This is a genomic window from Undibacterium sp. TC4M20W (assembly GCF_049340245.1).
Classification (GTDB): domain Bacteria; phylum Pseudomonadota; class Gammaproteobacteria; order Burkholderiales; family Burkholderiaceae_D; genus Undibacterium.
In genome coordinates this window covers 62,939-89,259 of record NZ_JBMPPI010000002.1, presented here as the reverse complement: position 1 = coordinate 89,259, position 26,321 = coordinate 62,939, and the positions used below count along the sequence as shown (strand labels likewise).

Below are 26,321 nucleotides of genomic sequence, written 5' to 3'. Positions count from 1 at the left end.
GGATTCAGCGCCAGCCAAACATCATCTGTTCTGCCAGCATACGCTTTGCTGGCTTCACCATATCCAGCGCACCCAGACCCAGGCCAAGCAAGGTCTGGCTGAATGAACCATCAGGGCTGTTGGCAAATACACGGGCCATGCTGTCGGTGATGCGTATGGTCAGCTTCCTGTCGGCCTGGCGTTCTGCCAGATAGGCTTGCAAGGCCGCTGCGGGATCGCTGCTGGCCGTGTCATGCAAATGGCGTGTCAGTGATCGTGCCAATACCACGCTGTCACGCAAGCCCAGGTTCAAGCCTTGTCCGGCAACCGGGTGCAGAGTTTGTGCGGCATTTCCAATGGCAACTGTGCGGGCCGTGGCATGCGCCTGGGCGTTCAGGCCCAGCGGGTAGGACAAACGTGCTGATGTTTTGATGAAGTTGCCAAGGCGATGGCCAAAGGCAGTTTGCAGGGCTTGTTTGAAACCCTGCTCATCCAGTGCCAGCAAATTCGCTGCCTGCTCAGGTGGTACACACCAGACCAGAGCATAGCCATCTTCTTGCGGCAACAAGGCCAGCGGGCCTTGTTCGGTGAAGCGTTCAAAGGCGCGCCCTGCTATTTGGGCATCGGTATTGACATGAGCGATGATGGCGGTTTGCTGGTAGTCGTGACGCTGGCTACGCTGTTCCTGATCACCAAAAGTACCGCCTTCTGCCTGTATGACAATGCTGGCACTGACATGGCTGCTTTCTCCAGTGTCTGCATGGCTTAGTGTCAGGCGCACATGGTCTGCAGCTTCTTCGATATTGCTGACACTTACTGGCCGCTGTATGCGTATGCCCTTATTGTTGATCGCTGCTTGCAGTGGCCGTATGATGTCGCCATAGCGGGCTACATAACCCAGGTCTGGTACTGCATAGTCAGCCGCCCGCATGAGGCTGCGGCCAAAATGGCCGCGGCGTGAAACATGAATTTCCTGTATCGCTGTGGCTTTGACCGGCCATGCACCAGCGGCTTGCAGGATTTGTCTGCTGCCATACGAAATAGCGATAGAGCGCGCATCCTGTTCTGCCTGCTCAGCGGTTTTGGCGTCGTATAGCGCAATGCGCTCAGCCGCATAACCCTGCTGTTGCAGCAATAAAGCCAGTGCCTGACCGACAGGGCCAGCGCCACAAATCGCAATATCAACATCATTGATGGTATGAGTCATTTGTGAACCTTAAGCTTTCGCCATTTCTGCTTCTATCTCTGCTACGGTTTTTGGTGTGTCGCGGCTGAGGTTGATATGACCACCTGGCGTGATCAGGACATCATCTTCTATGCGTATGCCTATGTTCCAGTATTCCTGCGGCACGCCTTCGGCAGGGCGTACATAAATACCGGGTTCTATGGTGATGACCATGCCGGGTTGTAACTGGCGGTAAGCCCTTGTATCCCCGGTTTTTCCGGCAGCTCTGTAGTCACCAACATCATGTACATCCAGACCCAGCCAGTGACCTGTGCCATGCATGTAAAACTGGCGGAAGGCGGCGCTGGCTATCGCATCATCAAGACTGCCGACCTTGTTTTTATCCAGCAAGCCAGTATCCAGCATGCCCTGGGTCAGTACGCGTACTGCTGCGTTGTGGCCATCCATATACACAGAACCTGGTCGTGCACATTCCAGTGCTGCCTGCTGTGACGCCAGCACGATTTCATACAGACGTTTTTGCGCAGGGCTGAACTTGCCATTGGCAGGGAAGGTACGGGTGATGTCGGATGCATAGCTATCGAATTCACAACCAGCATCGATCAATACCAGATCACCATCCTTGATTTGTGCCTGGTTACTTTGGTAATGCAGGATGCAGGCATTCGCACCTGTCGCGACAATGGAACCGTAAGCCGGTGCCTGCGCACCATTACGGCGGAATTCATACAACAGTTCCGCTTCCAGTTCATATTCAAATTTGCCTGGTTTGGTGCTGCGCATGGCACGCGCATGTGCAGCAGCAGAAATGCTGGCGGCACGCTGCATCAGGGCGATTTCTTCCGCATCCTTGAACAGGCGCATTTCATCGATGAGTTCGCGCACGTCCACTGTAATGGACGGGGTCTTGATACCGCTACGGCTCTTGTCGCGCACGGCTTGCAGGCTTTGTTGTACCTGGCTGTCGATATTCGGTTCTTGTGCTGCGCTGAAAAACACAGCATGTGCATCACTGAGTAATTCTGGCAATTTTTCTGCCAGGCTGGCGATGGGGTAGGCAGCATCGAAGCCAAATTCTTTGGCTGCTGGCTCTGGCCCAAATCGAAAACCATCCCAGATTTCACGCTCTGGATTTTTTTCGCGGCAAAACAAAATCGATTGCTGTTTGTCCGTAGTAGCGACCAGCACGACGACCGCTTCCGGTTCAGTAAAACCAGACAAATAATAAAAATAACTGTCGTGGCGGAAGGGAAAATGATTATCGCTATTGCGTATCCATTCACGTGCCGTTGGTATCACAGCCACACCACCACCTTGCGCCTGCATTTGCGACATCAGTTGTTGGCGACGTGCAGCATATGCAGAATAATTGGTGGTGTTGATGCTCATGCTTATCCTTTGAAATTCAATGGCGCGTTCAGCGCTTCAAGTTGATCTGGTGTGCCCAGATTATGCCAATCACCGCGGTACAGCTCACCGCCTATACGGCCTGCATCTATGTATTCGCGCAGCAGGGGGCCTAGCTTGGCATGGTCACCCGGGCGTATCGAGGCAAACATTTCCGGGCGATACACGCCGATATTGCCAAAGGTGTGGCGCGGCGTGCCTTCATTCGACAAGCCCATCAGTGTCAGCGCAAAATCGCCAGTCGGGTGGAAGCTGGGGTTTTTCACCATATACAACCAGGCAATATCGCGTTTGTCTGCAGGATGTGGATTACCCCAGGGGTCATTTTCTTCCAGGGTATTCAGGCATTCTGCAAAATTGAAGTGGGGGATATAGATGTCACCAGACACCACAATGAACGGGTCGTCACCCAGCAAGTGCAAAGCCTTGGCAATGCCGCCTGCAGTTTCCAGCGCCTGTTCTTCGGCTGAGTATTGTATCTTTGCACCAAAGCGCGAACCGTCGCCAATCGCATCTTCTATCATATGGCCGAGATGGGCATGATTGATGACCATCTCGGTGATGCCGGCTTTGACCAGGTTCAGGATATGCCAGACGATCAGCGGCCTGCCGCGCACCTTCAGCAAGGGTTTGGGGCAGGCATCAGTCAATGGGCGCATACGTTCGCCGCGCCCGGCGGCAAGTAACATGGCTTTCATGATTTTTATTGCTCCGCCTTAGAAGGTGTAGCCAACTTGCGGCGCATTGTCTTCCAGTTCATCCAGCAGGCGCAACAGCGGGATCAGTTCCTTGTAGCGATGCGAAGTCTTACGCACATATTCCATGACAGTCGGAATATCAGCGATGTAATGATGCTTGCCATCACGGTGTGACAGGCGGGCGAAAATGCCGAGGATTTTGAGGTGGCGCTGCAAGCCCATCCATTCAAAATCACGATAGAAGCTGTCGATGTCCGGTGCTACTGGCAAACCTGCGCGTCTGGCTTTTTCCCAGTAACGTATGGCCCAGTCGAGCACGATTTCTTCATCCCACTGTACATAGGCGTCGCGCAATAGCGACACCAGATCGTAGGTGATGGGGCCATATACGGCATCCTGGAAATCGATGATGCCGGGGTTACCCTTGTCCATCCACATCAGGTTGCGGGAATGGTAGTCACGGTGCACATACACTTGTGGCTGCGCCAGTGCGCTGGCCAGCAAGTGATCAAATACCTTGTCCAGCGTCGCAGTTTGCGCATCTGTCAGAGTGACGCCCAGATGCTTGCCTACATACCATTCCTTGAAAATATTCAATTCACGCAGCAGGAAAGGGCGGTCATATTCAGGCAAGACATCGGCCTGGCTTTGCGCCTGGAACAGGATCAGGCTGTCTATCGCATCCAGATACAGCTTGTGGGCATTATCGCTGTTCAATATCTGGCCATAGGTATGCATACCCATATCGGTCACCAGCATGAAGCCCTGCTCCAGATCGTGTGCCAGTACTTCAGGCACCGTCAGGTTGATACTTTTCAAGAGATTCGCCATCTTGATAAAGGCTGCGGTATTCTCGGTCGCGGGCGGTGCATCAACGGCGATCAGGCTGCTACCATCTTCAGTGTCAATTCTATAATATTGACGGAAGCTGGCATCGGCAGATGCTGCACGCATGCTGGCCAGCTTCATCGCATGTCCATTTACGCTGGCAAGCCAGGTTTGCAATGCTTGCTTGCGTTGTTCTTTTTCGGGGGAGATCGCTGCAGATGCTGCAGAATTCCCTGGGATTGCTGTAGAAGACATGTATAAATAGTAATGGAAGTTAGTTTGTCTGCATACTTCAAGTGGTTTTGCCAGCATTTAACCTATAATAGGCGACTGATTTCTGGCATATTGTCTGTATGACATCGTCCAGCATTGTTGGCAAAACGCTTATTGACCACTGAATTCATGCGCAGGAAACCCGTATTATCTCACTCACCGCTGTTGTTTCCTACTATCCCGGCAATTCTGGTGTCGGTTTTGGTGCCCGCCTACTTTTCTCAGGCGATGGCTCAGAACGTCATCACATCCAAGCCGGATGAAGTTCAGGCTCCAACTCAGCTGGCAACCCCTATACAGTCACCATTGCAAACTCAGTCCGACGACAAGTCGTCCAAAGAGTCTTTGCCCAGCCAGAAGCAATTGGAAAAGCTGAGCGAAAAGCAAAAGCAGGATGACAAAAACGCCCCCGTGACTGTCCGTGCCGGTAATTTCTCCGGGATGCCAGAGCGCTATATCAAGTTTGAACATGATGTCGAAGTCGTCAAGGGCGGCACCCGCATCAATGCAGATGAGGCGATGTATCGCAATCTCGAAGACGAAGTCGAAGCCAGCGGTAAAGTACGCATGACACGCTACGGAGACTGCTATAAAGGCGATGCCCTGCGCATGCAGCTTGATGCCAGTTCCGGCTATGTCGCCAATCCCATCTATAAACTCTTGCGCAATAATGCCCAAGGGCATGCTGCTCGCATTGATTTTCAGGATGAAGAACGTTCCCTGATCACGCGCGGCACCTACAGTACTTGCGAAGGCCTGGACCCTGATTGGTATCTGCAATCAGATACCTTAAGTCTTGATACCGGCCTCGACAAAGGTGTGGCTGGCAAGTCGGTGTTGTATTTCAAGGGTGTGCCCATTCTGGCAACACCGTCATTGACCTTCCCGCTGTCAGGTGCACGTCACTCTGGTTTGCTGCCGCCGATACTTGGGGCGTCATCCAAGGGCGGCCCTGAAGTCACGCTGCCCTATTATTTTAATATTGCACCTAACCGTGATTTGACGCTCTACCCAAAAATGATCGCCAGGCGCGGCCTGCAACTCGGAGTAGAAGGGCGTTATCTGGGTGAAACCTATGCCGGTGAAACCAGTGTCGAAGGTTTGCTCAATGACCGCGTAACAGGCACTAACCGTTATGCGGTGGCATCTATACATCAACAAAAATTATTGCCGCAACTGGAATTGTCCTGGAATATCAATTCAGCCTCGGATGATGATTATCCTACCGACTTTTCACGTACGATTACCAAGACAGCGCAGCGCCTGTTATTGCGCGAAGCCAATCTGACCTATTACGGTTCTTTCTGGAATCTGTCACTCAGGACCTCGAATTACCAGGTTTTGCAAGATCTGGCAGCGCCGATAGCGCGCCCGTATGACAGGCTGCCGCAATTGCAATTGCATGCCGAGCAGCATGATGTCGCAGGGCTGGACTGGTCCATGGACAGCATATTGACACGCTTCTGGCACCCAACCATGGTGCGTGGTGACAGGGCGGTGTTCAACCCCCAGATTTCTCTGCCTCTGGTGCAGGCTGGTGGTTTTGTTATCCCGAAAATCTCTTTCCATGCGACCAACTACCATCTGGTAAACCCTGAACCAGGCAAGGAATCTGATTTCCATCGCGTGGTACCAACGTTCTCTGTAGATAGTGGCCTGGTGTTTGAGCGCAAGACCGAGATGTTTGGCAAGGCACTGACACAGACGCTGGAACCGCGCCTGTTCTATGTCAATACGCCTTACCGCGATCAGTCGCGCATGCCTAACTTTGACAGTGCGGTTGCCGACTTTAATTTCGCCCAGATTTTTAGTGAAAACCGTTTTACCGGCCAGGACAGGATAGGTGACTCCAACCAGATTACTGCTGCCCTGATTTCACGTTTCATCGAAGGTGATGGGGATGAAAGCCTGAAACTGGCGATAGGTCAGCGTTTCTATTTCAATACGCAAAAAGTCACGCTTGATAATACTGTCAGCCCCAGCCGTTCAGATTTGCTGCTGGCGGCAACTGGCAAACTGTCATCGACACTAAGCGGTGAAATGGCCTTGCAACTGAGCCAGACCGACAGGCAGTCAGTACGTGCCAACTACGGCGTGCACTGGCAGCCTTCACCGAAAAAAGTACTGAACCTCGAATACCGTTATCAGCGTAACAGTCTGGAACAGGTCGATGTCTCAGCCCAATGGCCAGTGGCAGACCGCTGGTACATGGTAGGCAGGAGCAATTACTCCATGATGGACAAGAAGATGGTGGATGGCTTGCTGGGCTTTGAATACAAGGCTGACTGCTGGTCATTGCGCTTCCTGGCACAAAGGTTTGCCACTAATAGTGTTAACAACACCTCTGGCTTTTCCATACAACTGGAGTTGAATGGCCTGGCCAGGCTGGGTTTTGGTGCCAACCCGATTGATGCCTTGAAAAAGAATATTTCAGGCTACCAGTCTGGCAGTGAGCGCTAGTTTGTTGCTGTAGATAAATAATTTGCTGTATTAATAATATACATGCTGTATATGCTCTGCTCGGCAGTTTATGAAACCGGAGCGAACGTGTATATTGCAACTTTTGCCCGCTTTGATGCTCTCACGGGAATGGCTTAACAGGATTTTGGACCGATATGCGACCTTTATTGCAAATGAAACAAAGTAACTTATTCACAGTACTGGCAGTGTCTGCTGGCTTGCTCATCAGCTCGACAGCCTGGTCGCAAGTCAAACTCAGCCCTATTGCGGTTCCCAAGACGCAAAACAGCAAGGCGCAAAAGGTTAACAGCATCGTTGTTGTGGTCAATGATGAAGTGATTACCCGGCAGGAACTGGATGCCCGCCTGCTGGAAATAGAGATGCAGCTCAAAAAGCAGGGCACACCTTTGCCAGACCGTGCCGTTCTGCAAAAGCAATTGCTGGAACGCATGATCACTGACCGCGCCCAAATGCAACTGGCCAAAGAAAACGGCATGCGGGTAGATGATGTCATGCTCGACCGCACCATGTTGCGTCTGGCTGAGCAAAACAAGATGACTTTGCCTGAGTTCCGTAACCAGATCGAGCGTGAAGGTACTTCGTATGCGAAGTTCCGTGAACAGATTCGCGACGATATCCTCATGCAGCGCATACGTGAACGTGAAGTGGATAGCAAGATACAAGTATCTGAAACCGAGATCGATAACTACCTGGCAGCAGAAGCCAACAACAAGGCGGCCGCCAAGCAGGAATTGAATCTGGCCCACATCCTGATCAGCATCCCTGAAAAAGCCTCTGCCGAACAAATCGCCGCACGTCGCGCCCGCGCTGACGAAGTCTTGAAAAAATTGCGTGAAGGCGCAGATTTTGGCAAGACCGCCGTCACTTACTCAGACAGCTCAGAAGCCTTGAAAGGCGGCGACATAGGCTGGCGCGAGCAAGACCGTTTGCCGCAATTGTTTGTCGATGCCATCAGCAAGGTCAAAGTTGGCGAATTCTCTGATATCGTGCGCAGCCCGAATGGTTTTCATATCGTCAAAGTTAATGGCAAGCGTGCCATGAATGACACCAAGGCTGCCGCTGCCGAGCAGCAAAGCCATGTGCGCCACATCCTCATCAAGGTCAGCCAGATCGTGACTGCTGATGAAGCGCGCAAGAAACTGCTGGAATTCAAGCGCAAGATAGAAGCCAAAGAAGCCACTTTTGAAGACCTGGCCAAGACCCACTCTGCAGATGGCTCGGCCTCCAAAGGTGGCGACCTGGGGTGGCTGTACCCTGGTTCTACTTTGCCCGAGTTTGAGCAAGCCATGGACAAACTGGCGCTCAATGAGATCAGTGAACCTGTTACTACACAATTTGGTGTGCACCTGATCCAGGTGACAGAGCGCAAGGCCGATGAATTATCGAAAGACAGGCAACGTATCGCCGCCCGTCAGGCTGTGCGCGAGCGCAAGTCAGATGAAGCGCTGCAAGACTGGCTGCGTGAAATCCGTGACCGTGCCTATGTTGATTTCCGCCTGGAAGAAAAATAATGCCACAGCCCAGTTTGCCGGTCATCGCGGTAACCGTAGGCGAACCGGCTGGCATAGGGCCTGAAATTGCGATACGGGCTGCCTGGCAGTTAAGGCATGAAGTCAGGTCAGTATTGATAGGCGACGCTGCCTATCTGTCCATGCTGGCAGCCGAGCTTGATCCCGCCATCAGCATGATGGGTGTATCCCTGCAAGCCTTGCGGCATCAGGGCTTGCCTGCTTCTGGCAATGAGCGCCTGACCATTATCGATTGTCCTCTGAGTGCGTTTGTGATTGCCGGCCAGCTGGACCCGCGCAATGGCCGTGCTGTCTTGCATACTCTGGATGTGTCTATCGAAAGCGTGCAACGCAAATGGTGTGAAGCTGTAGTCACCGCCCCTTTGCAAAAAAGCACGATCAATGATGCCGGTGTTGCTTTTAGCGGTCATACCGAATATTTCGCTGAGAAAACCTATACTGGCCGCGTTGTCATGATGCTGGCCAGTGAAGCCAATGATCATCTGCCGCAAGCCCTGCGGGTGGCGCTGGCAACTACACATTTGCCACTTCGTAAAGTTGCTGATGCCATACAGTTTGATGACCTGTGGAAGACCCTGGAAATTATTCATGCCGACTTGCGCAGCAAATTTGGCATAGAAAATCCACGCATTCTGGTGGCTGGCCTGAACCCGCATGCGGGTGAAAACGGTTACCTGGGCATGGAAGAAATTGAAGTCATCACGCCCGTCATCAAAAAAGCGCAAGCAGCTGGCATGCAGGTCAGCGGCCCTTATCCAGCCGATACCCTGTTCCAGCAAAAATACCTGGAGCAGGCTGACTGCATACTGGCGATGTACCATGACCAGGGTTTGCCAGTACTCAAGCATGCGAGTTTTGGACTGGGGGTGAATATCACCCTGGGCCTGCCGCTGATACGCACCTCGGTTGATCATGGCACCGCCCTCGATCTGGCGGCCAAGGGCACGGGTCACGCCGATGTCAGCAGCATGCTGGTGGCGATACGTGTTGCGGCCAGCATGGTCAACAAGCAAGAAAAGTAAAATAAGTAAGCAGAAAACAAGCAAGCAAGAAAAATATGAAACATATTCCTCGTAAACGTTTTGGCCAGAATTTCCTGACCGATGAACTGGTCTTGAGCAATATCACGCGTGTCATCAACCCGCGTCCTGGACAAACCATGGTCGAGATAGGCCCGGGCCTGGCTGCCATGACACGCCAGTTGCTTGATGGCCTGACGCAATTGCATGTGGTTGAGCTGGATCGTGATCTGGTCGCCCGCCTGAAAAAGAATTTTTCGCCAGAAAAACTCATCATTCACGAGGGCGATGCCCTGCAATTTGATTTCGCCTCCATCCCTGTGCCTGAAGGTCAGAAGCTGCGCGTAGTGGGCAACCTGCCTTACAACATCTCCAGCCCCTTGCTGTTTCACCTGGCCGAGATAGCACCGCTGGTAGAAGACCAGCATTTCATGCTGCAAAAAGAAGTGGTTGAGCGCATGGTTGCTGAACCAGGCAGCAAGACTTATGGCCGCCTGTCGGTCATGCTGCAGGTACGCTACCACATGGAATTGATGTTCATCGTGCCGCCTGAGGCATTTGACCCGCCACCACGGGTAGAATCTGCCATCGTGCGCATGATACCCAAGCCGGGCGCTCTGCCTTGCGATATCAAAAAACTGGAAGAAGTCGTTACCAAGGCATTTTCGCAAAGGCGCAAGGTGGTTCGCAATTGCGTCGCCGGTTTATTGTCGGAAGCAGATTTGATTGCTTGTGGCGTCGACCCGCAACTGCGTCCAGAGACCATTGCGCTGGAAGCTTATGTTGCCATGGCGAATTTGCTGAGTGCACGCCAAGCATAATCCTGCTTGAGGTGTGGTGTAGCGGGGGTGGAGACTTATAGAAGCCCGCTTTTACGCCAGGCTTTTCTGCGGTCTATCAGGATTTTCAATTGCTTTTGGGATTTGCCGACTGAATAATGCATGGACTGTAGTAGCGTTGCGGGATTGAATGGTTTGACAATAAAGCCATTTGCCCCCGCCTTGATCGCCTTGACCACAGTCTCTTTATTATTACTGCCGGTGACCATCAGCACGACGGTGTCAGGCGAGATTTTCTTGATATGTTCGAGAATTTCCAGGCCGCTGATGTCCGGCATCATGACGTCCAGACAGACTACTTCAGGTATGGTTTTCTCCAGCCAGTCCAGCGCAGCTACACCACTGGACGCCTCACCAATGACATTGAAAGCCTCGCTAATGAGGATATGGCGAAGCATGGAACGACTGATGTCATTGTCATCCACGATAAAGATGCCTATGTCTTGTCTGTCTAACATGTTCATCCGTTTCCTCTGCAAATTCACATTGCATTAATTTTTGTTTACGATAAATCCAGTTTTGGATTTTGTCTGCAAAAATTTAAATGAGTGCTAATTTTAGCAATAATAAGCTTGCAGCATGCATAATTGTCTGGCCTATAATCTGAGGCAAGAGACTTATCTATCAGGAATAACATGAACATTACCCACACTCCGGAATGGCAAGCCCTGCTGGCACACCAACAAAGACTGGAACAACAACATCTGCGTGAATTGTTTGCAGCCGACAGTGACAGGTTCCGGCACTTTTCGGTAGAGCTTGATGGCTTGCTGGTGGATTATTCCAAGCAGCGCATAGATCAGGCAACTTTGGATAGCCTGATGGCCCTGGCGCGCCTGTCCAAGGTGGAAAGCTGGCGTGACCGCATGTTTGCCGGTGAAAAAATCAATATCAGTGAAGACCGCGCGGTCTTGCATACTGCCTTGCGGCATACAGATTTCACGCCCTTCCCGAATGAGACTGACGATGTCATGCCCAAGGTCAGGGCAGTGCGCAAGCAAATGCGCGACATCGTTGAGCGAGTACGCAGCGGCTTGTGGCGCGGCTTCAAGGGTGATGCGATACAGACTATCGTCAATATAGGCATAGGCGGCTCTGACCTTGGTCCCAAGCTGGCGACGCGCGCCTTGTCTGCCTACCAGCATCCCGGCCTGACGTTTTACTATGTCTCAAATCTCGACAGTGCCCACCTCGCACCCTTGCTGGAAAAGCTGGACCCGCGCACGACTTTGTTCATCGTCGCTTCCAAGACTTTCACGACGCAGGAAACCAGCATCAATGCCCAGACTGCACGTACCTGGTTGATGGCAGCCGCAATGGAAGAGTGGGCTGTCAGCAAGCACTTCATTGCCGTTACTTCCAGCCCCGGCAAGGCGCATGAGTTTGGCATACCGGATGCAAATATTCTGGAAATCTGGGACTGGGTAGGCGGGCGTTATTCGCTGTGGTCTGCTGTCGGCCTGTCTGTTGCGCTGGCGATAGGCATGAATGGTTTTGAGCGCCTGCTGGCCGGGGCTGAGACCATGGACAAGCATTTCTGTAATGCGCCACTGGAAAAGAATCTGCCAGTCTTGCTGGCCCTGATCTCGATCTGGAATACCAACTTCCTGGGTGCCGAGACCACGGCTATCCTGCCATATAACGAATCAATACGCCATTTGCCAGCCTTTTTGCAGCAACTGGAGATGGAGTCGAATGGCAAGGCGGTAGGCCGTGATGGTGAGGCCCTGTCTTGCCGTGCCAACCCCATCGTCTGGGGCGAGATAGGCGTGAATGGTCAACATGCCTTCTTCCAGCTGTTGCACCAGGGTGGCTGGTTGATACCCTGTGATTTTGTGGTGGCGGCATCCAGTGATTATCCTTTGCCAGGACACCAGGCCCCTTTGCTCGCCAACTGTTTGGCGCAGAGCGCTGCCCTGGCCTTTGGCAAGACTGAGGCGCAGGCGCGTGAAGAGTTGTCACAGGCTGGCCTCAGCGATGCCAATATAGCGAGGTTGCTGCCACATAAGGTATTTGCCGGTAACCAGCCATCGACCACCATACTCATGCCCAGCCTTGATCCTTTCCAGCTCGGCATGTTGCTGGCCCTTTATGAACATAAGGTTTTTGTCCAGGGCGTGATCTGGGGCATCAATTCCTTTGATCAATGGGGCGTGGAGCTGGGCAAGCAACTCGCTAATCGCCTGTTGCCAGCGATTTTGGGTAATCAGGAATACGACGCTCAATTGGATACTTCTACCAGTGGCCTGATTGCTTACTTCCGCAGGCACGGTCACGTTTGATGATGTGAAGCGATTGAAAGAAATAGTTAAAATTTCTCGAAAGCATGTTGGCAAAGTTGACGCAAAGAATCTTGCTTGATATAAAGTAAGTTCTTAAATCAATTCAGGATGCGTCTATGTGGACAGGAATTTTTGGCGTTGTCTCGGTCGTCATCGTCGTCAGCATGGTTATATTGATACGTGCCATGAATAAGGAAGCGCGCCGCGCTGATCACCAGAATTGAAATAAAAAACGCAGACCAGGGTCTGCGTTTTTTATGGCTAGCCTGATTACCAACTGCCTGTATTTGGCATCGAAGCCCAGGGTTCAGCCGGCGCCAGTGGTTCGCCCTGTTGCAGCAATTCTATTGAGATATTGTCAGGCGAGCGCACAAAGGCCATATGGCCATCACGAGGCGGACGGTTGATGGTGACACCGTGATCAGCGAGGCGCTGGCAAAGTTCATAGATGTTCTCTACACGATAAGCCAGGTGGCCAAAATTGCGGCCGCCGGTATATTCTTCCGGGTCCCAGTTATAGGTCAGTTCTACCTGGGCATCATGGTCGCCAGGTGCTGCCAGATACACCAGGGTGAAGCGGCCTTTGGGATATTCTTTCTGATGAACCAGTTCCAGCCCCAATGCATCACGGTAAAAACGCAGGGAAGCCTCAAGATCGGTGACGCGCACCATGGTGTGCAGATATTTCATGTTTGCTTTCGAAAAAATCCTGCCTGAGCATATCGGCTCAAAGCAGTGCAGAAGATAGGCAGGATTTTAGCTGATTTTGCAAAAAACTATTTTATGCAGACGATGCGAACTTGCTTCATGTCTGTTAATCCGGAAAGAACTTTTTCTATACCATCCATTTTCAGGGTCAGCATGCCATCTGCCAATGCAGCAGTCAGCAATTCAGAGACGCGGGCATGGTCTTGTATGAGTTTTTTGACCATGTCATTTGCCACCATCAGTTCATGCAAACCTAGCCTGCCTTTATAACCTTTTGAGCAATGCTCACATCCCACCGCCTTGTATAAAGTGAATTTACCGGCCTTATCGGCATACTGGCTCTGCCAGGTGGTAAACACCTTTTTCTTGGCTTCTATGGGGTTTTTGACGAAGTTCTCGGTATTTAGCAATTCCTGGCAATACTCGTCCAGCAGCTCCATCATTTCTTCTTTGGCTGGGTGATAGACTTCCTTGCACTTGCCACACAGGCGCTTGGTCAGGCGCTGCGCCAATATACCTAGCAAGGCATCGGCAAAATTGAATGGGTCCATACCCATGTCCAGCAAACGGACGATGGATTCAGGCGCGCTATTGGTGTGCAGGGTAGCGAATACCAGATGGCCCGTTAGTGAAGCTTCCAGCCCGATGGAAACGGTTTCCTTGTCGCGCATCTCGCCGACCATGATGATGTCAGGATCAGCCCGCAAAAAAGCCCGCATGACGGTCGCAAAGTCCATGCCCGCCTTGCGGTTGACCTGTACCTGGCGCAAACCTTTCTGGGTGATTTCCACCGGATCTTCGGCGGTCCAGATCTTGGTTTCTGGCGTATTCAGATGGCTCAGTACTGAGTGCAGGGTGGTCGTCTTGCCTGAACCGGTAGGGCCGCAAACAAAGAACAGGCCATAGGGTTTGCTGACGACATTCTTCAGACGTTCAAGGTTGTAAGGCAATACCCCCAGCTTATCGATAGGGATAGGCTCGCCGGCAGCCAGGATACGCATGACCACGTCTTCCATGCCGCCGGAAGACGGGATGGTGGCGACGCGTAATTCTATGTCGTACGGGCCATATTTCTTGAACTTGATCTTGCCATCCTGCGGCTTGCGGCGCTCAGAAATATCCAGGTCACACATGATCTTGATACGTGCCAGCAGGGCACTGCGGTAGCTGGCCGGTATTTCAATATACGGTGACAGCGAACCATCCTTGCGAAAGCGTATCAGGGTTTTTTCCTTGCCTGGCCGTGGCTCTATATGAATGTCTGAAGCGCCTTGCTGATAAGCGTCGATGATGATCTTGTTGATCAGTTTGACGAGCTCATTCTCCACTGCGGCTGATACTTCAACAGCAGCCTGCCCGCCGTTTTCTTCGTCATCATCGTCGAGGCCGGACAGCAATTCATCAACTGAGCTGCCATCAGACACGCTACCAAAGAACTGGTCTATGGTTTGCAGGAATTCTTTCCTGGTCGTGACCCGGTAATTGATCTTGGAAGTCGCAAACACATGGTTGACGACATGGGTGGTATTGGTATGTTCAGGATCTATCGCCAGCACGGTAAGGCCATTCTGGTCTTCCATGATGGGCAGCCAGGAATTCTGTTCTACATACTGGCGCTTGAGTTTTTTGACCAGATCGACAGGGATGATGCGCTCAGCCTTGTACGGTTCATAAGCAACGCGGAAGTATTTGGATAGCGCCTGCCCCAGGCTGGCTGTAGGGATTTTAAAATCTTCAGCCAATACCTCTTCAAGATCCAGCAGGCTGCGCCTGGCTGCCCTGACAGCAAGTTCCATCTCTTGCGCTGACAATATCGCTTCCGACACCAGGAAATCAAACTTGGTGCGCGGCGTATTGGTTGGCAGTACCTTGCTTTTTTGGGTAAAGGCCACAGCCAGGGTTTCACACAAGGCCTGCACACCCTCGGCGGCAATGGCATTGAAAGCATCGCCCAGTTTGTGATTAATGAATTGCACCACACCCAGTAATTCGTGGCTTTGTGCTTCGACGATGGGGGCCACCAGCATTTGCTTGGTACGGTAACCGGTGCGTTGATCGACCGCGCTCTGGAACTTCAGGGTAGGGGAGTGCGAGCGCAATTCATTTTCATCATACACGTCGCGCAGGCTGATCATGGTCTTGGTCAGTGCAACGTGGCCGGCGATACTCTGGTCAGAAATGGACAGGCGCAAGTCTTTGAAAGAATTCAGGCCAGTCTTGATTTTGGAAATCAGGGTGACCTTGTCCTGCGCCACGACATAAATGGTCAGGCGGTCACATTCAAACAGATTGCAGATGTCAGGCGAGACATCCAGCATGATCTGGTCCAAAGCATCTGCCCCATGTATCTTGTTGGTCAGGGCTTGCAGGCGTTTAAAGAATTGCAGCCTGTGGTCCAGACCTTCCTTGGAAGCATTTGCGGCTTGAGCAGTTACAACCATTCGTTTTCCTTTGTTACACGTTCTGCAGCATGAAACACCACGTAAAGCCAGAAGCTAATTATCAGCTTTAAATCAGCTTTAATATGATGCGCATTGCAAGATACTGCAAATTATTATTCTCTTAAGTCAATTTTTACAAAAATGTATCACGGAAGTCGAATGTCTGACCACAAAGTCAACTCTTTATAGCGTAATCCGACAAATTAGCCTATCTTCAGGAAAGGAATGACGCAGAAGATATTCTTGTCTTCAAAGAAAGTGTTAAGCTTGCTCAGAGGTCGGAATGTGTACGGCGTTGACCTTGAGATAACAAAGCCCCTGGATAGACAGAGGCACACTATTTTTGTATTTATGAACTTACAAATTCTTGGCTGTGCGGGTGGCATCGGTGGCAGTGAGCCCTACACAACCAGCTTATTAATTGACGATGATATCTTGCTGGATGCCGGCACAGGCTTGTCACGGCTCAGTGTAGAGCAGTTGGTGGCGATAGACCATGTGTTTATCAGCCATAGTCATCTCGATCATGTGGCTGGCCTGACCTGGCTTATGGATGCCGTATTTGGTAAAAGAGACAAGCCAGTCACGGTGCATGCGACGGCAGAGGTCTTACACGCCCTGAAAACCCATATATTCAACTGGATCATCTGGCCAGATTTCAGCACTTTGCCAGATACAGACAAACCATCCATGCAATATCAGGAAATACTGCCTGGCAGCACGCTGACGCTGGGAGACAGATTGATTACTTCGCATGTGGTCGATCACGTCCCGGGTTCGGTGGCTTATTGGGTGCGCTCTGAGGGTAAAGGTTTTTTGTTTACCGGTGATATGGCAAGTACGCCAGCATTGTGGGAAAACCTGACGGGACAAAAGGCGCTGAGCATGGTGATCGTTGACTGTTCTTTCCCAAATGCAGAAGCAGAGCTGGCGCTGATTTCAAAACATTTTTGCCCTGCCGCGCTGATCAGTGATATTGCCGCTGTTTCTACCGAAATCGACTTCCATATCTATCACCTGAAACCGGGGCAAGAAGCACAAATAATGGCGGAACTAGGGCAAAATAAGGACAGGAATTTTAAAGCCTTGAAAATGGGTGAGCAATTCAGTTTTTGATGTGAAATTGAAAAGTGATATGCAGGCACGCACTGTTTATAGTGGATAGTGGACACAATGAAGTAGCAGGATCAGCGATGACGATTTGGAAAAAATGCTAGACGATCTGGAGAAAGTGATTATGACTGCACTGAGCAGTAGCGAAATTGCACAACGGCTGGAAAAACTGACGGAATTAAGCCTGGAGCTGAGCAATAATCACGACACACCATTATTGCTGGAAAATATACTGCGCTCGGCCAAGAGTATTACCTATGCCGACGGTGGCACCCTATACCGTACCAGTAAAGACAAGCAAAGCCTGTGCTTTAATATTTCCCTCAATGACACCCTGAACATGTATCAGGGTGGCGTAAAAGGGCATACGGTAGATATACCCGACATCCCCTTGGTTGATGCAAATGGAAGCAGGAACCTGAATGCCGTGGCCGCCTATGCTGCCAACTACAAACTGTCGGTCAATATCCAGGACGTTTATACCGTTGGCGTCTTCAATTTTTCTGGCACCCGCAATTTTGACCAGCAGTTCAACTACAAGACCAAATCCCTGCTGACTGTGCCCATGCATGATCATGAGGGTGAATTGATCGGCGTGCTGCAACTCATCAATGCCACCAATCCTGAAACACGCGAACCTTGCCCATTTACCGAAACCGACCAGCGGTTTATAGAAGCCCTGGCATCTCAGGCGGCCATAGCGCTGACCAACCAGCAATTGATCTCGCAACTGGAAAATCTGTTCGTCTCGCTGGTACACCTTATCAATATCGGTATTGATGAAAAATCTCCCCACACAGGCAGGCATTGCCAGCATGTGCCGGAATTGACGATGTTGCTGGCCAACGCCGTGCATGAAACGCGCGAAGGGCCGCTGGCACATTTTTCGATGACCGACAAAGACCGCAAGGAATTGTGGATGGCCGGCATCCTGCATGATTGCGGCAAGATTTCTACCCCTGTGCATGTAGTAGAAAAATCCACGAAGCTGGAGACCATATTTGACCGCATACAATTACTGGACACCCGTTTTGAAGTCTTGAAACGCGATGCAGAAATCAAGGTGTTGAAAAGTAAATGTGCCTTGTACCAGGCCAGTGTCAATAATGAAGGCCTGATCGCTGAGCTGGAGCAAGGCTTGCAGGCTGAGCTGGCCAAAATCGATGACGCCAGGAATTTTTTACGCAAATTGAATATAGGCTCAGAGAGAACCAGCCCCGAAGACTTGCAGCGTGTGACCGATATCGCAGCATGGCAATTTGCCGATGCTAACGGTGCGCAACAGCCCTTCCTGAATGCGGATGAAGTTGAAAACCTGTCCGTGCGCGCAGGCACCCTGAATGCCCAGGAGCGCGCCATCATCAATAACCATATTTCTACCACCATCAAGATGCTGGAAGCCTTGCCCTGGCCCAAGCATTTGCAGAATGTGCCTGAATATGCCGGTGGCCACCACGAACGCATGGATGGCAAAGGTTACCCGCGTGGTTTGCGTGGCGAACAAATGTCAGTACAGGCCAAGATCATGGCAATAGCCGATATTTTTGAAGCCCTGACCGCCAAAGACCGCCCCTACAAAGATGGCAAGACCCTGACAGAGTCACTGCACATCCTCGGCAGCTTTGCCCTGAATGGCCATATTGACCCAGACTTGTTCAATATCTTCGTCAAGAAAAAAGTCTATCTGACTTATGCTGAACGCTTCATGGACAAGAGTCAGATTGATGATGTTGATTTGAGCAAGGTGCCTGGTTACCGTACTTGAGTTTCATATCCAGACTTCCTGTGGCCCATGTTGAAAGACATCGGGTAACAGGAAGATTTCCCGGCATAAGCAATACCTGAAACTGAGTTTGTGGAGGAAAGCTTGCAGAAGCACATCAACAAACTGACACGCTGGGGCATCTGCGTGCTGCTGATCATCATGGCTGCCTTGCAGGCAAATGGTAATTTGCCGACCACCCTCATAGAAAAAGTCGATTACTTTATCTATGACCTGCGCATGAGGTGGGAACCTACGAGCTTCAATCCCGACATTGTCATCGTCAATATCGATGAAAAGAGTTTGCAGGAGGTAGGACAGTGGCCCTGGAACAGGGGCGTTGTCGCTGATCTGATAGAAAGACTGACAGACGATTACCATGTCAAGGCAGTAGGGCTGGATATCGTATTTTCAGAACCGGACAGCAGCACCGGTATACAGGTGCTCGAAGGCCTGGCGCAAAAAGAGTTAAAGGAAAATGCTGGCTTTGTAGCGAAAATGCCCGCACTCAGAAAAGAACTCGATTTTGACGACAAACTCGCCAGGACTCTAGCGGGGCGCCCTGTGGTTTTGGGTTATGTGTTTTCCAATACCCCCAACGATAGTTCAAAAGGCTTGCTGCCAACGCCGGCCTTTGTCGATGCCGACCTCGGCGAACGCAGTTTTGAGTCTGCCATCTACACCAAGTACACCGCCAATTTGCCAGAGCTGCAAAAAGCCGCGATTGCCGGTGGATTTTTTAATCCCTCGCCAGATGCCGATGGGGTGATACGGGGCATTCCCTTGCTGGCAAAACATGGTGCTGGCTACTATGAAGCACTGTCACTGGCAACAGCACGTATAGCCCTGAATGCCAGTAAAGTCAAACCAGTATTTCTGCAAGCTGATGGTATCAATTCTCAAAGCTTTTTGAATAATTATGGTTCGATAGAAGCGATCAAGCTTAACTCCACTCCTAACAAGCGCATCCCTGTAGAGCCATTGTTAACTGCGCTGATCCACTATAAAAGCAAGGGTGGGCCAAATGGTGGCGGGTTTGCCTATGTATCAGCTTCGGATGTGCTCAAAAAGCGTCTGGCAGTTGATAAGCTCAAAGAGAAAATCATCTTGATAGGGACAACGGCAGCGGGCCTCAAGGACTTGCGTACGGCGCCGCTTGGACTGGATTACCCAGGTGTGGAAATGCACGCGAATGTGATTGCCTCGATACTGGATGGCGATGTCAAGCAGCGTTCTGACAGCACGCGTGGCTTTGAAGTCATACAGGTTTGCGTGATCGGCTTATTGCTCAGCTTTGCCTTGTCGCGTTTCAAGGCGCTGGCGGCCGTGCTGTGCACCACGGCAATGCTGGTACTGGTGATTGCCTTCAATTACTGGATGTATCAGTCCTTCAACCTCGTCCAGCCGCTGGCAACAGTGCTGTTATTGATTGCTGCACTGTTCGTATTCAACATCACCTGGGGCTATCTGGTCGAATCCAGAAAATTGCGCGGCGTTGTCAGGCGCTTTGGAGAATATGTAGCACCGGAACTGGTTGCGGTCATGGCAGAAGAACCTGACAGCTACACCATGGAAGGCGAAATTCGTGAGCTGACTGTCATGTTTTCTGATGTGCGCGGTTTCACGACTATTTCCGAAAGCCTGAGTGCAGCAGACTTGCGAGAATATATCAACATCTACCTGACCGCGATGTCAGAAGAAATACGCGGTAATCGCGGCACGCTCGATAAATACATCGGTGACTGCGTCATGGCTTTCTGGGGCGCACCCGTGCGCCTGGAAGATCATGCCAGGCTGGCCGTTGCCAGTGCGCTGAAAATGCAATCCATCGCGCAAGGCCTGAGTGTCGATTTTGTCAAACGTGGCTGGCCTGCACTGAAGATAGGAGTCGGTTTGAATACAGGCGAAGTACGCGTAGGTGACATGGGTTCCAAGATTCGGCTCGCCTATACCGTCATGGGCGACGCGGTGAACCTGTCTTCACGCCTGGAAGGTATTACCAAGGTATATGGTGTCGGTGTCGTGGTTGGTGAAGCGACAAAAACTGCCGTAGCAGAATTCGCTTACCGGGAACTCGACAGGGTCAGAGTCAAAGGCAAGACCCGGCCCATCTCGATCTTTGAACCTATTGCCATTGCAACGAGCATAGACGATGCCCAGTCTGCCTTGCTGGAACTCTGGCATCAGGCACTCGATGATTTCCGCGCGCAGCAATGGGATCTTGCCGAAAAATCTTTCCGATCATATCTGGAAGTGCGTGCAGAAGACCTGGCTGCCCAGGTCTTTCTGGAGCGTATCGCCCACTACCGGCAAAATCCATTGCCTGCCGACTGGGACGGTGTTGCGACCTTTGTCAGCAAGTTCAGCGAATAAAACTGACAAGTGTCATTTGGCTTTTACCCGCAGCAGGTAATAGCTGATCACGCCAAGAACGATGCCCCAGCAGGCAGAACCCAGGCCCAGCAAGCTGATATTCGATGCAGTAACGATAAAGGTGATCAGCGCAGCTTCACGTTCTGTCGTTTCTTGCATGGCATTTACCAGACCATTCTGTATTGCGCCAAGCAGTGCCAGGCCAGCTACCGTGGTCACCAGCGCATGTGGCAGGTGCAGGAACAAGGCAGTCAGGGAGCCTGCAAAGCTGCCTATCAATAAATAAAATCCACCGCAGGCTACGCCAGCGACCCAGCGTTTTTCGGGCTGCTGGTGCGCTTCTGGGCCGGTGCAGATCGCTGCAGTGATCGCCGCCAGGTTGACGCCGTGTGAACCAAAGGGCGCGAGCAAGATACTAACAAAACCGGTAGCACTGACCAGTTTGCTGGTCGGTGCCTGTTCATAACCAGCGGCACGCATGACAGCCACGCCCGGCACTTGCTGGCCAGTCAGGCATAGCAGCGCCAATGGCAAGCCCAGACTGATGATAGCGCTCAAAGAAAATTCAGGCGCAGTCCACACGGGCATCGTCAAACCCAGTTGTATAGCAATAGACTGACCCTGGTTGGAGTCACCCCAACCTAAAGCACTCCAGAGGATGATGCCACTGAGTAAAGTCAAGACGATGGCATAGCGTGCGCTGCGGCGTTTGAATATCAGGTAAGCCACAAACATGGCAGTCACCAGCCAGGGCGCGCCAGCAACCTCACTGCGGGCATTGGCAAATACATCAACACCAAAGCGAAACAGGATGCCCGCCAGCATGGCCGCACACAGGCTTTTGGGTATTTTTGCCATGAGCTTTTCAAAGATACCGGTAATGCCTATCAGCCATATCGCTGCTGCCGCAACCAGGTAGGCACCTATCGCCTGATGATAAGGCACCGTTGCCAGACCCGTTACCAGCAAGGCTGCACCCGGCGTATTCCAGGCACAAATCACCGGTATCTTGTGCCGCCAGCTCATCCATACACCCACCAGGCCAGACCCGATGGAAATCGCCCATATCCACGAACTGGTCTGCGCTGTTGTCAGTTTTGCGCTTTGTGCTGCCTGCAAGATCAGCAACATGGGGCCAGCGTACGAGATCAGGACGGCAATCAGGCCAGCCAGCACCGCAGGAAAAAAATCTGCCGCCGTAGCGGCAAAACCCGGCTTGATGGCATTTGCCGGGGCAAGGAGAGGGGTAGAGTGTGGTGTATTCATGCACCTAGTCTAGTTCAGCGCAGGCTAATATTTACTTACAGTGCTGATCTGTCTTATGCTACACAGATTCACATTCAAGGTATCTGTTATGCAGCACAGTTACAGGCAACTGGCGGACGCCATCGGTGCAGATATCCGGGCCAGCCGCTATCAGGTAGGTGAGCGCCTGCCATCGGTGCGCCTGATTGCAGAGACGCAGCAGGTCAGTGTTTCTACTGCGATACGCTGTTACCGTTACCTTGAAAGCCAGGGCCTGGTCGAGGCACGCAATAAGTCTGGCATCTATGTCGCTGACTGGAAATCCAGGCAAACGACAAGCACAGTGACGCAGAAAAAAAACAGTCCGCCGGCACCGGCAGTTGAGTACGAAAAACTGATGTCTCTGCAGCACAGGATGACGGAGCTATATTCTCTGACTGCGCAACCCCTGCATCTGGGGCTACATCTGGCCAGCGCTGCGCCAGAATGGTATCCCTGTGAAGCCCTGGCCAAAATCGCCCAGCGCCTGCTGCGGCAAGACCCCATGCTGATAGGTGTGTATCCCGGCGGTACGGGTTTGCCAGCACTGAAAACCAGCCTCATACACTGGCTGAAAAACGCAGGCATGGATTTGCAGACCAGCGATTTGCTCATCACTAATGGCAGCACAGAAGCTCTGAGCGTGGCTTTGCGTGCAGTTGCTCAGCCGGGTGATGCCGTCATTGTTGAGTCGCCTGTGTATTTTGGTTTGCTGCAAATGCTGGAAAATCTGGGCATCAAGGCCATAGAAATTCCTTGCGTGCCAGGCCAGGGTATCAGCTTGGAAGCGCTGGAATATGCACTCGAACACCAGGGCACGGTACGTGCCATTGTCGCCATGCCGAATTTCCAGAATCCCCTGGGTTGCGCTATGCCGGATAAAAACAAGAAGCGTCTGCTGCGCCTGGTTGAGCAATACGACCTGGCCTTGATAGAAGACGATGTCTTTGGCGACCTTTCGCATCAGCAGGAAAGACCGCAAGCCATCAAGGCCTGGGACAAACAGGGCAGGGTGATTTATTGCGGCTCTTGCAGTAAGAGCCTGGCACCAGCATTTCGTATAGGCTGGATAGCGGGAGGGCGTTATCAGGCCAGGATCAATTCATTGAAGCTCAGCGCATCCCTGATCACGCCCTTGTTTGAGCAGGCGGTACTGGCTGAGTTTATACAATCGGGTGCCTTGCCATCCCACTTGCGTAAGTTGCGCGAGCGTCTGGCCGCCAATATCCCGCTGGCGACCGCTGCCATAGCGCGCTACTTCCCCTTGGGCACCCAAGTCATCAGCCCTGCAGGTGGCTGGTGGTTATGGCTGGAATTGCCTGAGCATGTAGACAGCCTGGCTTTGCTGCGTCAGGCAGTAGCAAAGGGCATAGCGTTTACGCCAGGCAGCCTGTTCTCCGGTTCGGGCAAATACGCCAATTATCTGCGCATGAATATAGGGCGGCCATGGGGACGCGAGATGGAACAGGGTATCAAGACCCTGGGCAGGCTGGTTTCAGAAATGTAGATGAAATACGGCTTACTTTTTAAGCCGGTCAAATAAATCTTTGGCTATCTTGTCTGCATTTTGCTCTTCTGTTTGCTTTTCAGTTTTATTTTCAGATGGTTGCTGACGTTTGGCAAATCTGGACAAGGTACCCACTTTCCTCGTACGGAATTTCAGTAAAACGAAAGGGATGATCCGCCATGCGATGACACCATCCAAAGGCTTCACCGGGATTAAATTGAAGGCGATGATAATCAGATTGGTTTTGGTCAGCACATCGAACACCGGGGACAATTGATACATCCACATAGGTGAGAAATAGAACAACAGATATTGCGCTACAACAGCCAGTACCAGGAGCAACAACTGCCCAAACACGCCGCCCCAGGCAATTAAAATATCCTCTGATTCGTAATACGGCGTCTCATGCGTGCATTCACCATGCATCAGGAATAACTTGATGGCATAAACTTTGGTGTCCGTATATCTTGCAGCAATCGCATGACCAAATTCATGGAAGAGCAGTATCGTGACGAATGCCAGGAAGCCAGGGAGTAGCCAGACCAGCTTCATTCCCTGTATCAAAACCCAGGGAAACCAAAGCAGGATAGTCCAATGTGCGTAAACTGGTATCTTTTTCCATTGCACGAGCTTCCAGTAGCCTGATTCCATATAGCGAATTTTTTTGATCAATACTCTATTTTACAAGAGCCCGGCAGCCAGCAAGGCCTTATCCCATTCCGGCACAGGTTGATACTCTTCCACCAGAAAATCAATCAGTGCCCGCACCTTGGGGCTGACTTTGCGGGTAGCGGGATAAAGCGCGGTGAAGTCATTCAAAGGCAAGGCCCACCCTGGCAAAACTGTGACCAGATTACCTTCGATCAAATCACGCCATGCAAGAAAAGTCGTGTCATAGACTATCCCCAGCCCGCGCAGGGCGGCCTGGTGCAAGACCTTGCCATTGTTGGAGGCAAAGCCGGGTGTGATATCGACCGCCAGGGTTTCACCATCACGTTCAAAATGCCAGGTATTGCCCTGAGTAAGATGGCTGAAGTGCAGGCAGCGGTGCCGGTTCAATTCTGTAGGGTGTGCTGGCATGCCATGCTCTGCCAGATAAGCCGGGCTGGCACACAGCAGGCCGCGACAGGGCGCCAGCTTGCGCGCATGCAAGCCGGGGCTGTCGGGTATGCCACCAACCCGTATGCTGAGGTCAAAGCCATGCTTGAACGGGTCCAGCAGATTGTCATCGACATGCAAGGTCGGCTGCAGCATGGGATGCAGCAGGGTAAAACGGGCGAGGGCATCTGCCAGCCAATCGCTGCCAAAGCTATTCGGTGCCTGTATGCGTATGCCACCGGCCAGCTCATTGCCCGCCTGACTGACCATCAGCCGCGCCTGCCTTGCATGTTCTACACTGGCGCTGCAAGGTTCCATGTAGGCCTGTCCCAACTCGGTCAGGCTGACTTCACGGGTCGATCTGTGTAGCAGCCGTGCGCCCAGTTCAGCTTCAAGTTGCATGATGTGCTTGCTGACCACGGCGCGGCTGATACCCAGGTGGCGTCCGGCCGCGCTAAAACTGCGCTGCCTTGCCACTTCGACAAAGATTTCCATTGCTTTTAGTTGGTCCATGAAAGCCATTGTCTATAGATTGAATACAATCTGTCAATCATTGTGGGTATTGTGCGCAACAAATGAAATTCGCTACACTTGATGCAGATCAAGCAAAAGCGTCAAGATAGGTGATTGTCTTTTGCTTCCCACGCATTCACAGCCAGGAGTCAGCATGCTCAACGCACAACAAATCCAGCAATTTCAGCAAGATGGTTACGTCGTCGTCCCCAATTTCAAGAATGCCAATGAAATCGCTGCCCTGCGTGAGCGTGCAGCCAAAATCGTTGATGAGTTTGACCCGGCTTCTTCCAAATCCATCTTCACGACCAAGGAGCAGGAAAAGAAGGTCGATCATTACTTCCTCAATTCTGCCAATAACATCAGTTGTTTTTTTGAAGAAGAAGCCTTCGATGAACAAGGTAATCTGCGTCAGGCCAAGTCACTGTCCATCAACAAGATAGGTCATGCGATACATGATCTTGATCCTGTCTTCAGCGCATTTTCGCGCGGTACTGCTTTGGCAAAAGTAGCTGAGCAATTAGGTCTGCAACTGCCACAGATTTACCAGTCCATGTACATCTTCAAGCAGCCTGGCATAGGTGGTGAAGTGCGCTGGCATCAGGATGCAACGTATTTTGAAACTGATCCGGTTAGCGTGACCACCTTCTGGTTTGCACTCGAAGATGCGACACTGGAAAATGGCTGCATGTGGGCAGAACCGGGCGGTCACCGCACACCCATGCGCGAACGCTTCGTGCGTGAAGGCGATCAGGTACGAGTAGAAAAGCTCGACAGCATGCCATGGCCAGATGACAGCACGGCCATCCCGCTGGAAGTCAAGGCAGGCAGCCTGGTGTGCTTCCACGGCTTGCTGCCGCATTACAGCGCACCGAATCGCTCGGCAGTTTCACGCCATGCCTACACCCTGCATGTGACCAATGGAACGACCAATTATTCGCCACAAAACTGGATACAGCGCGATGCCAGTTTCCCTGTCCGTGGTTTTGTCTGAGTAGCTC

General features: G+C 51.8%; 20 protein-coding genes. 10 read left to right on the top strand and 10 right to left on the bottom strand.

What is annotated here, in order from left to right; genetic code table 11:
• Positions 1-4: 4 nt before the first annotated feature.
• From ACO0LL_RS02875 to ACO0LL_RS02860, 4 genes are read right to left on the bottom strand one after another with little or no spacing between them, the layout of a single operon-like run.
• Complete coding sequence (locus tag ACO0LL_RS02875) at positions 5-1,186, bottom strand: FAD-dependent monooxygenase (RefSeq protein WP_422949395.1); 1,182 nt, start codon at positions 1,184-1,186, stop codon at positions 5-7.
• 9 nt (positions 1,187-1,195) lie between these two features.
• Entirely contained in the window at positions 1,196-2,554 is a 1,359-nt protein-coding gene (gene pepP / locus ACO0LL_RS02870) for a Xaa-Pro aminopeptidase (protein WP_422949394.1), read from the bottom strand.
• Between the two features lie 2 nt (positions 2,555-2,556).
• Positions 2,557-3,270, bottom strand: a complete 714-nt coding sequence (gene murU, locus ACO0LL_RS02865) for an N-acetylmuramate alpha-1-phosphate uridylyltransferase MurU (RefSeq protein WP_422949393.1) — start codon at positions 3,268-3,270, stop codon at positions 2,557-2,559.
• 18 nt (positions 3,271-3,288) lie between these two features.
• Positions 3,289-4,239 carry an aminoglycoside phosphotransferase family protein gene (locus tag ACO0LL_RS02860; RefSeq protein ID WP_422949678.1) on the bottom strand — a complete coding sequence of 317 codons (951 nt, stop codon included), beginning with the start codon at positions 4,237-4,239 and terminating at the stop codon, positions 3,289-3,291.
• 261 nt (positions 4,240-4,500) lie between these two features.
• On the opposite strand from ACO0LL_RS02860, the gene ACO0LL_RS02855 reads away from it, so the two are divergent.
• The 4 genes from ACO0LL_RS02855 to rsmA all read left to right on the top strand — a co-directional run bounded on the left by ACO0LL_RS02855 (position 4,501) and on the right by rsmA (position 10,221).
• Positions 4,501-6,831 (top strand): LPS-assembly protein LptD, encoded by a 2,331-nt coding sequence (locus ACO0LL_RS02855; protein ID WP_422949392.1) that lies wholly within the window; start codon positions 4,501-4,503, stop codon positions 6,829-6,831.
• 173 nt (positions 6,832-7,004) lie between these two features.
• Complete coding sequence (locus tag ACO0LL_RS02850) at positions 7,005-8,363, top strand: peptidylprolyl isomerase (protein ID WP_422949391.1); 1,359 nt, start codon at positions 7,005-7,007, stop codon at positions 8,361-8,363.
• Positions 8,363-9,403, top strand: a complete 1,041-nt coding sequence (gene pdxA, locus ACO0LL_RS02845) for a 4-hydroxythreonine-4-phosphate dehydrogenase PdxA (protein ID WP_422949390.1) — start codon at positions 8,363-8,365, stop codon at positions 9,401-9,403. The genes ACO0LL_RS02850 and pdxA overlap by 1 nt, the downstream gene beginning before the upstream one ends.
• A 35-nt stretch (positions 9,404-9,438) precedes the next feature.
• Positions 9,439-10,221, top strand: coding sequence for a 16S rRNA (adenine(1518)-N(6)/adenine(1519)-N(6))-dimethyltransferase RsmA (gene rsmA, locus ACO0LL_RS02840; RefSeq protein ID WP_422949389.1), 783 nt, complete (start codon positions 9,439-9,441; stop codon positions 10,219-10,221).
• A 35-nt stretch (positions 10,222-10,256) separates the two neighbouring features.
• On the opposite strand, the gene ACO0LL_RS02835 is transcribed toward rsmA, so the two are convergent.
• Positions 10,257-10,697 carry a response regulator gene (locus tag ACO0LL_RS02835; protein ID WP_422949388.1) on the bottom strand — a complete coding sequence of 147 codons (441 nt, stop codon included), beginning with the start codon at positions 10,695-10,697 and terminating at the stop codon, positions 10,257-10,259.
• A 177-nt stretch (positions 10,698-10,874) separates the two neighbouring features.
• On the opposite strand from ACO0LL_RS02835, the gene pgi reads away from it, so the two are divergent.
• The gene (gene pgi / locus ACO0LL_RS02830) at positions 10,875-12,521 is read left to right on the top strand and encodes a glucose-6-phosphate isomerase (protein WP_422949387.1); all 1,647 of its coding nucleotides are present in this window, start codon (positions 10,875-10,877) and stop codon (positions 12,519-12,521) included.
• Between the two features lie 270 nt (positions 12,522-12,791).
• Here pgi and ACO0LL_RS02825 read toward each other — a convergent pair whose 3' ends face one another.
• The gene (locus ACO0LL_RS02825; RefSeq protein ID WP_422949386.1) at positions 12,792-13,211 is read right to left on the bottom strand and encodes a VOC family protein; all 420 of its coding nucleotides are present in this window, start codon (positions 13,209-13,211) and stop codon (positions 12,792-12,794) included.
• An 86-nt stretch (positions 13,212-13,297) separates the two neighbouring features.
• Positions 13,298-15,670, bottom strand: coding sequence for a GspE/PulE family protein (locus ACO0LL_RS02820; RefSeq protein WP_422949385.1), 2,373 nt, complete (start codon positions 15,668-15,670; stop codon positions 13,298-13,300).
• 351 nt (positions 15,671-16,021) lie between these two features.
• On the opposite strand from ACO0LL_RS02820, the gene ACO0LL_RS02815 reads away from it, so the two are divergent.
• The 3 genes from ACO0LL_RS02815 to ACO0LL_RS02805 all read left to right on the top strand — a co-directional run bounded on the left by ACO0LL_RS02815 (position 16,022) and on the right by ACO0LL_RS02805 (position 20,918).
• Positions 16,022-16,786 carry a 3',5'-cyclic-nucleotide phosphodiesterase gene (locus ACO0LL_RS02815; protein WP_422949384.1) on the top strand — a complete coding sequence of 255 codons (765 nt, stop codon included), beginning with the start codon at positions 16,022-16,024 and terminating at the stop codon, positions 16,784-16,786.
• A gap of 121 nt (positions 16,787-16,907) precedes the next feature.
• Positions 16,908-18,548, top strand: a complete 1,641-nt coding sequence (locus ACO0LL_RS02810; protein WP_422949383.1) for a GAF and HD-GYP domain-containing protein — start codon at positions 16,908-16,910, stop codon at positions 18,546-18,548.
• 102 nt (positions 18,549-18,650) lie between these two features.
• Positions 18,651-20,918, top strand: a complete 2,268-nt coding sequence (locus ACO0LL_RS02805; protein WP_422949382.1) for a CHASE2 domain-containing protein — start codon at positions 18,651-18,653, stop codon at positions 20,916-20,918.
• A 12-nt stretch (positions 20,919-20,930) separates the two neighbouring features.
• On the opposite strand, the gene ACO0LL_RS02800 is transcribed toward ACO0LL_RS02805, so the two are convergent.
• Positions 20,931-22,184: a benzoate/H(+) symporter BenE family transporter gene (locus ACO0LL_RS02800; RefSeq protein ID WP_422949381.1), complete on the bottom strand. Its 1,254-nt coding sequence runs from the start codon at positions 22,182-22,184 to the stop codon at positions 20,931-20,933.
• Positions 22,185-22,272: 88 nt separating this feature from the next.
• On the opposite strand from ACO0LL_RS02800, the gene ACO0LL_RS02795 reads away from it, so the two are divergent.
• Positions 22,273-23,709 (top strand): PLP-dependent aminotransferase family protein, encoded by a 1,437-nt coding sequence (locus ACO0LL_RS02795; protein ID WP_422949380.1) that lies wholly within the window; start codon positions 22,273-22,275, stop codon positions 23,707-23,709.
• A gap of 12 nt (positions 23,710-23,721) precedes the next feature.
• On the opposite strand, the gene ACO0LL_RS02790 is transcribed toward ACO0LL_RS02795, so the two are convergent.
• Together ACO0LL_RS02790 and ACO0LL_RS02785 are read right to left on the bottom strand one after the other, a co-directional pair.
• Positions 23,722-24,381, bottom strand: coding sequence for a hypothetical protein (locus ACO0LL_RS02790; protein ID WP_422949379.1), 660 nt, complete (start codon positions 24,379-24,381; stop codon positions 23,722-23,724).
• A 9-nt stretch (positions 24,382-24,390) separates the two neighbouring features.
• A complete protein-coding gene (locus ACO0LL_RS02785) occupies positions 24,391-25,320 on the bottom strand; it encodes a LysR family transcriptional regulator (RefSeq protein ID WP_422949378.1) in 930 nt (309 codons plus the stop codon).
• A 154-nt stretch (positions 25,321-25,474) separates the two neighbouring features.
• Between ACO0LL_RS02785 and ACO0LL_RS02780 the strand changes: the two genes are divergently transcribed.
• The gene (locus ACO0LL_RS02780; RefSeq protein WP_422949377.1) at positions 25,475-26,314 is read left to right on the top strand and encodes a phytanoyl-CoA dioxygenase family protein; all 840 of its coding nucleotides are present in this window, start codon (positions 25,475-25,477) and stop codon (positions 26,312-26,314) included.
• Positions 26,315-26,321: the final 7 nt, after the last annotated feature.

What these genes read in the sequence shown, in the direction of transcription:
- ACO0LL_RS02875 (WP_422949395.1), bottom strand. Translation starts at nt 1,186, where the DNA reads ATGACTCATACCATCAATGATGTTGATATTGCGATTTGTGGCGCTGGC.
- ACO0LL_RS02825 (WP_422949386.1), bottom strand. Translation starts at nt 13,211, where the DNA reads ATGAAATATCTGCACACCATGGTGCGCGTCACCGATCTTGAGGCTTCC.
- ACO0LL_RS02860 (WP_422949678.1), bottom strand. Translation starts at nt 4,239, where the DNA reads ATGAAGCTGGCCAGCATGCGTGCAGCATCTGCCGATGCCAGCTTCCGT.
- rsmA (WP_422949389.1), top strand. Translation starts at nt 9,439, where the DNA reads ATGAAACATATTCCTCGTAAACGTTTTGGCCAGAATTTCCTGACCGAT.
- ACO0LL_RS02835 (WP_422949388.1), bottom strand. Translation starts at nt 10,697, where the DNA reads ATGTTAGACAGACAAGACATAGGCATCTTTATCGTGGATGACAATGAC.
- ACO0LL_RS02820 (WP_422949385.1), bottom strand. Translation starts at nt 15,670, where the DNA reads ATGGTTGTAACTGCTCAAGCCGCAAATGCTTCCAAGGAAGGTCTGGAC.
- pepP (WP_422949394.1), bottom strand. Translation starts at nt 2,554, where the DNA reads ATGAGCATCAACACCACCAATTATTCTGCATATGCTGCACGTCGCCAA.
- pgi (WP_422949387.1), top strand. Translation starts at nt 10,875, where the DNA reads ATGAACATTACCCACACTCCGGAATGGCAAGCCCTGCTGGCACACCAA.
- ACO0LL_RS02855 (WP_422949392.1), top strand. Translation starts at nt 4,501, where the DNA reads ATGCGCAGGAAACCCGTATTATCTCACTCACCGCTGTTGTTTCCTACT.
- ACO0LL_RS02780 (WP_422949377.1), top strand. Translation starts at nt 25,475, where the DNA reads ATGCTCAACGCACAACAAATCCAGCAATTTCAGCAAGATGGTTACGTC.
- ACO0LL_RS02795 (WP_422949380.1), top strand. Translation starts at nt 22,273, where the DNA reads ATGCAGCACAGTTACAGGCAACTGGCGGACGCCATCGGTGCAGATATC.
- ACO0LL_RS02785 (WP_422949378.1), bottom strand. Translation starts at nt 25,320, where the DNA reads ATGGACCAACTAAAAGCAATGGAAATCTTTGTCGAAGTGGCAAGGCAG.
- ACO0LL_RS02810 (WP_422949383.1), top strand. Translation starts at nt 16,908, where the DNA reads ATGACTGCACTGAGCAGTAGCGAAATTGCACAACGGCTGGAAAAACTG.
- murU (WP_422949393.1), bottom strand. Translation starts at nt 3,270, where the DNA reads ATGAAAGCCATGTTACTTGCCGCCGGGCGCGGCGAACGTATGCGCCCA.
- pdxA (WP_422949390.1), top strand. Translation starts at nt 8,363, where the DNA reads ATGCCACAGCCCAGTTTGCCGGTCATCGCGGTAACCGTAGGCGAACCG.
- ACO0LL_RS02850 (WP_422949391.1), top strand. Translation starts at nt 7,005, where the DNA reads ATGAAACAAAGTAACTTATTCACAGTACTGGCAGTGTCTGCTGGCTTG.
- ACO0LL_RS02800 (WP_422949381.1), bottom strand. Translation starts at nt 22,184, where the DNA reads ATGAATACACCACACTCTACCCCTCTCCTTGCCCCGGCAAATGCCATC.
- ACO0LL_RS02815 (WP_422949384.1), top strand. Translation starts at nt 16,022, where the DNA reads ATGAACTTACAAATTCTTGGCTGTGCGGGTGGCATCGGTGGCAGTGAG.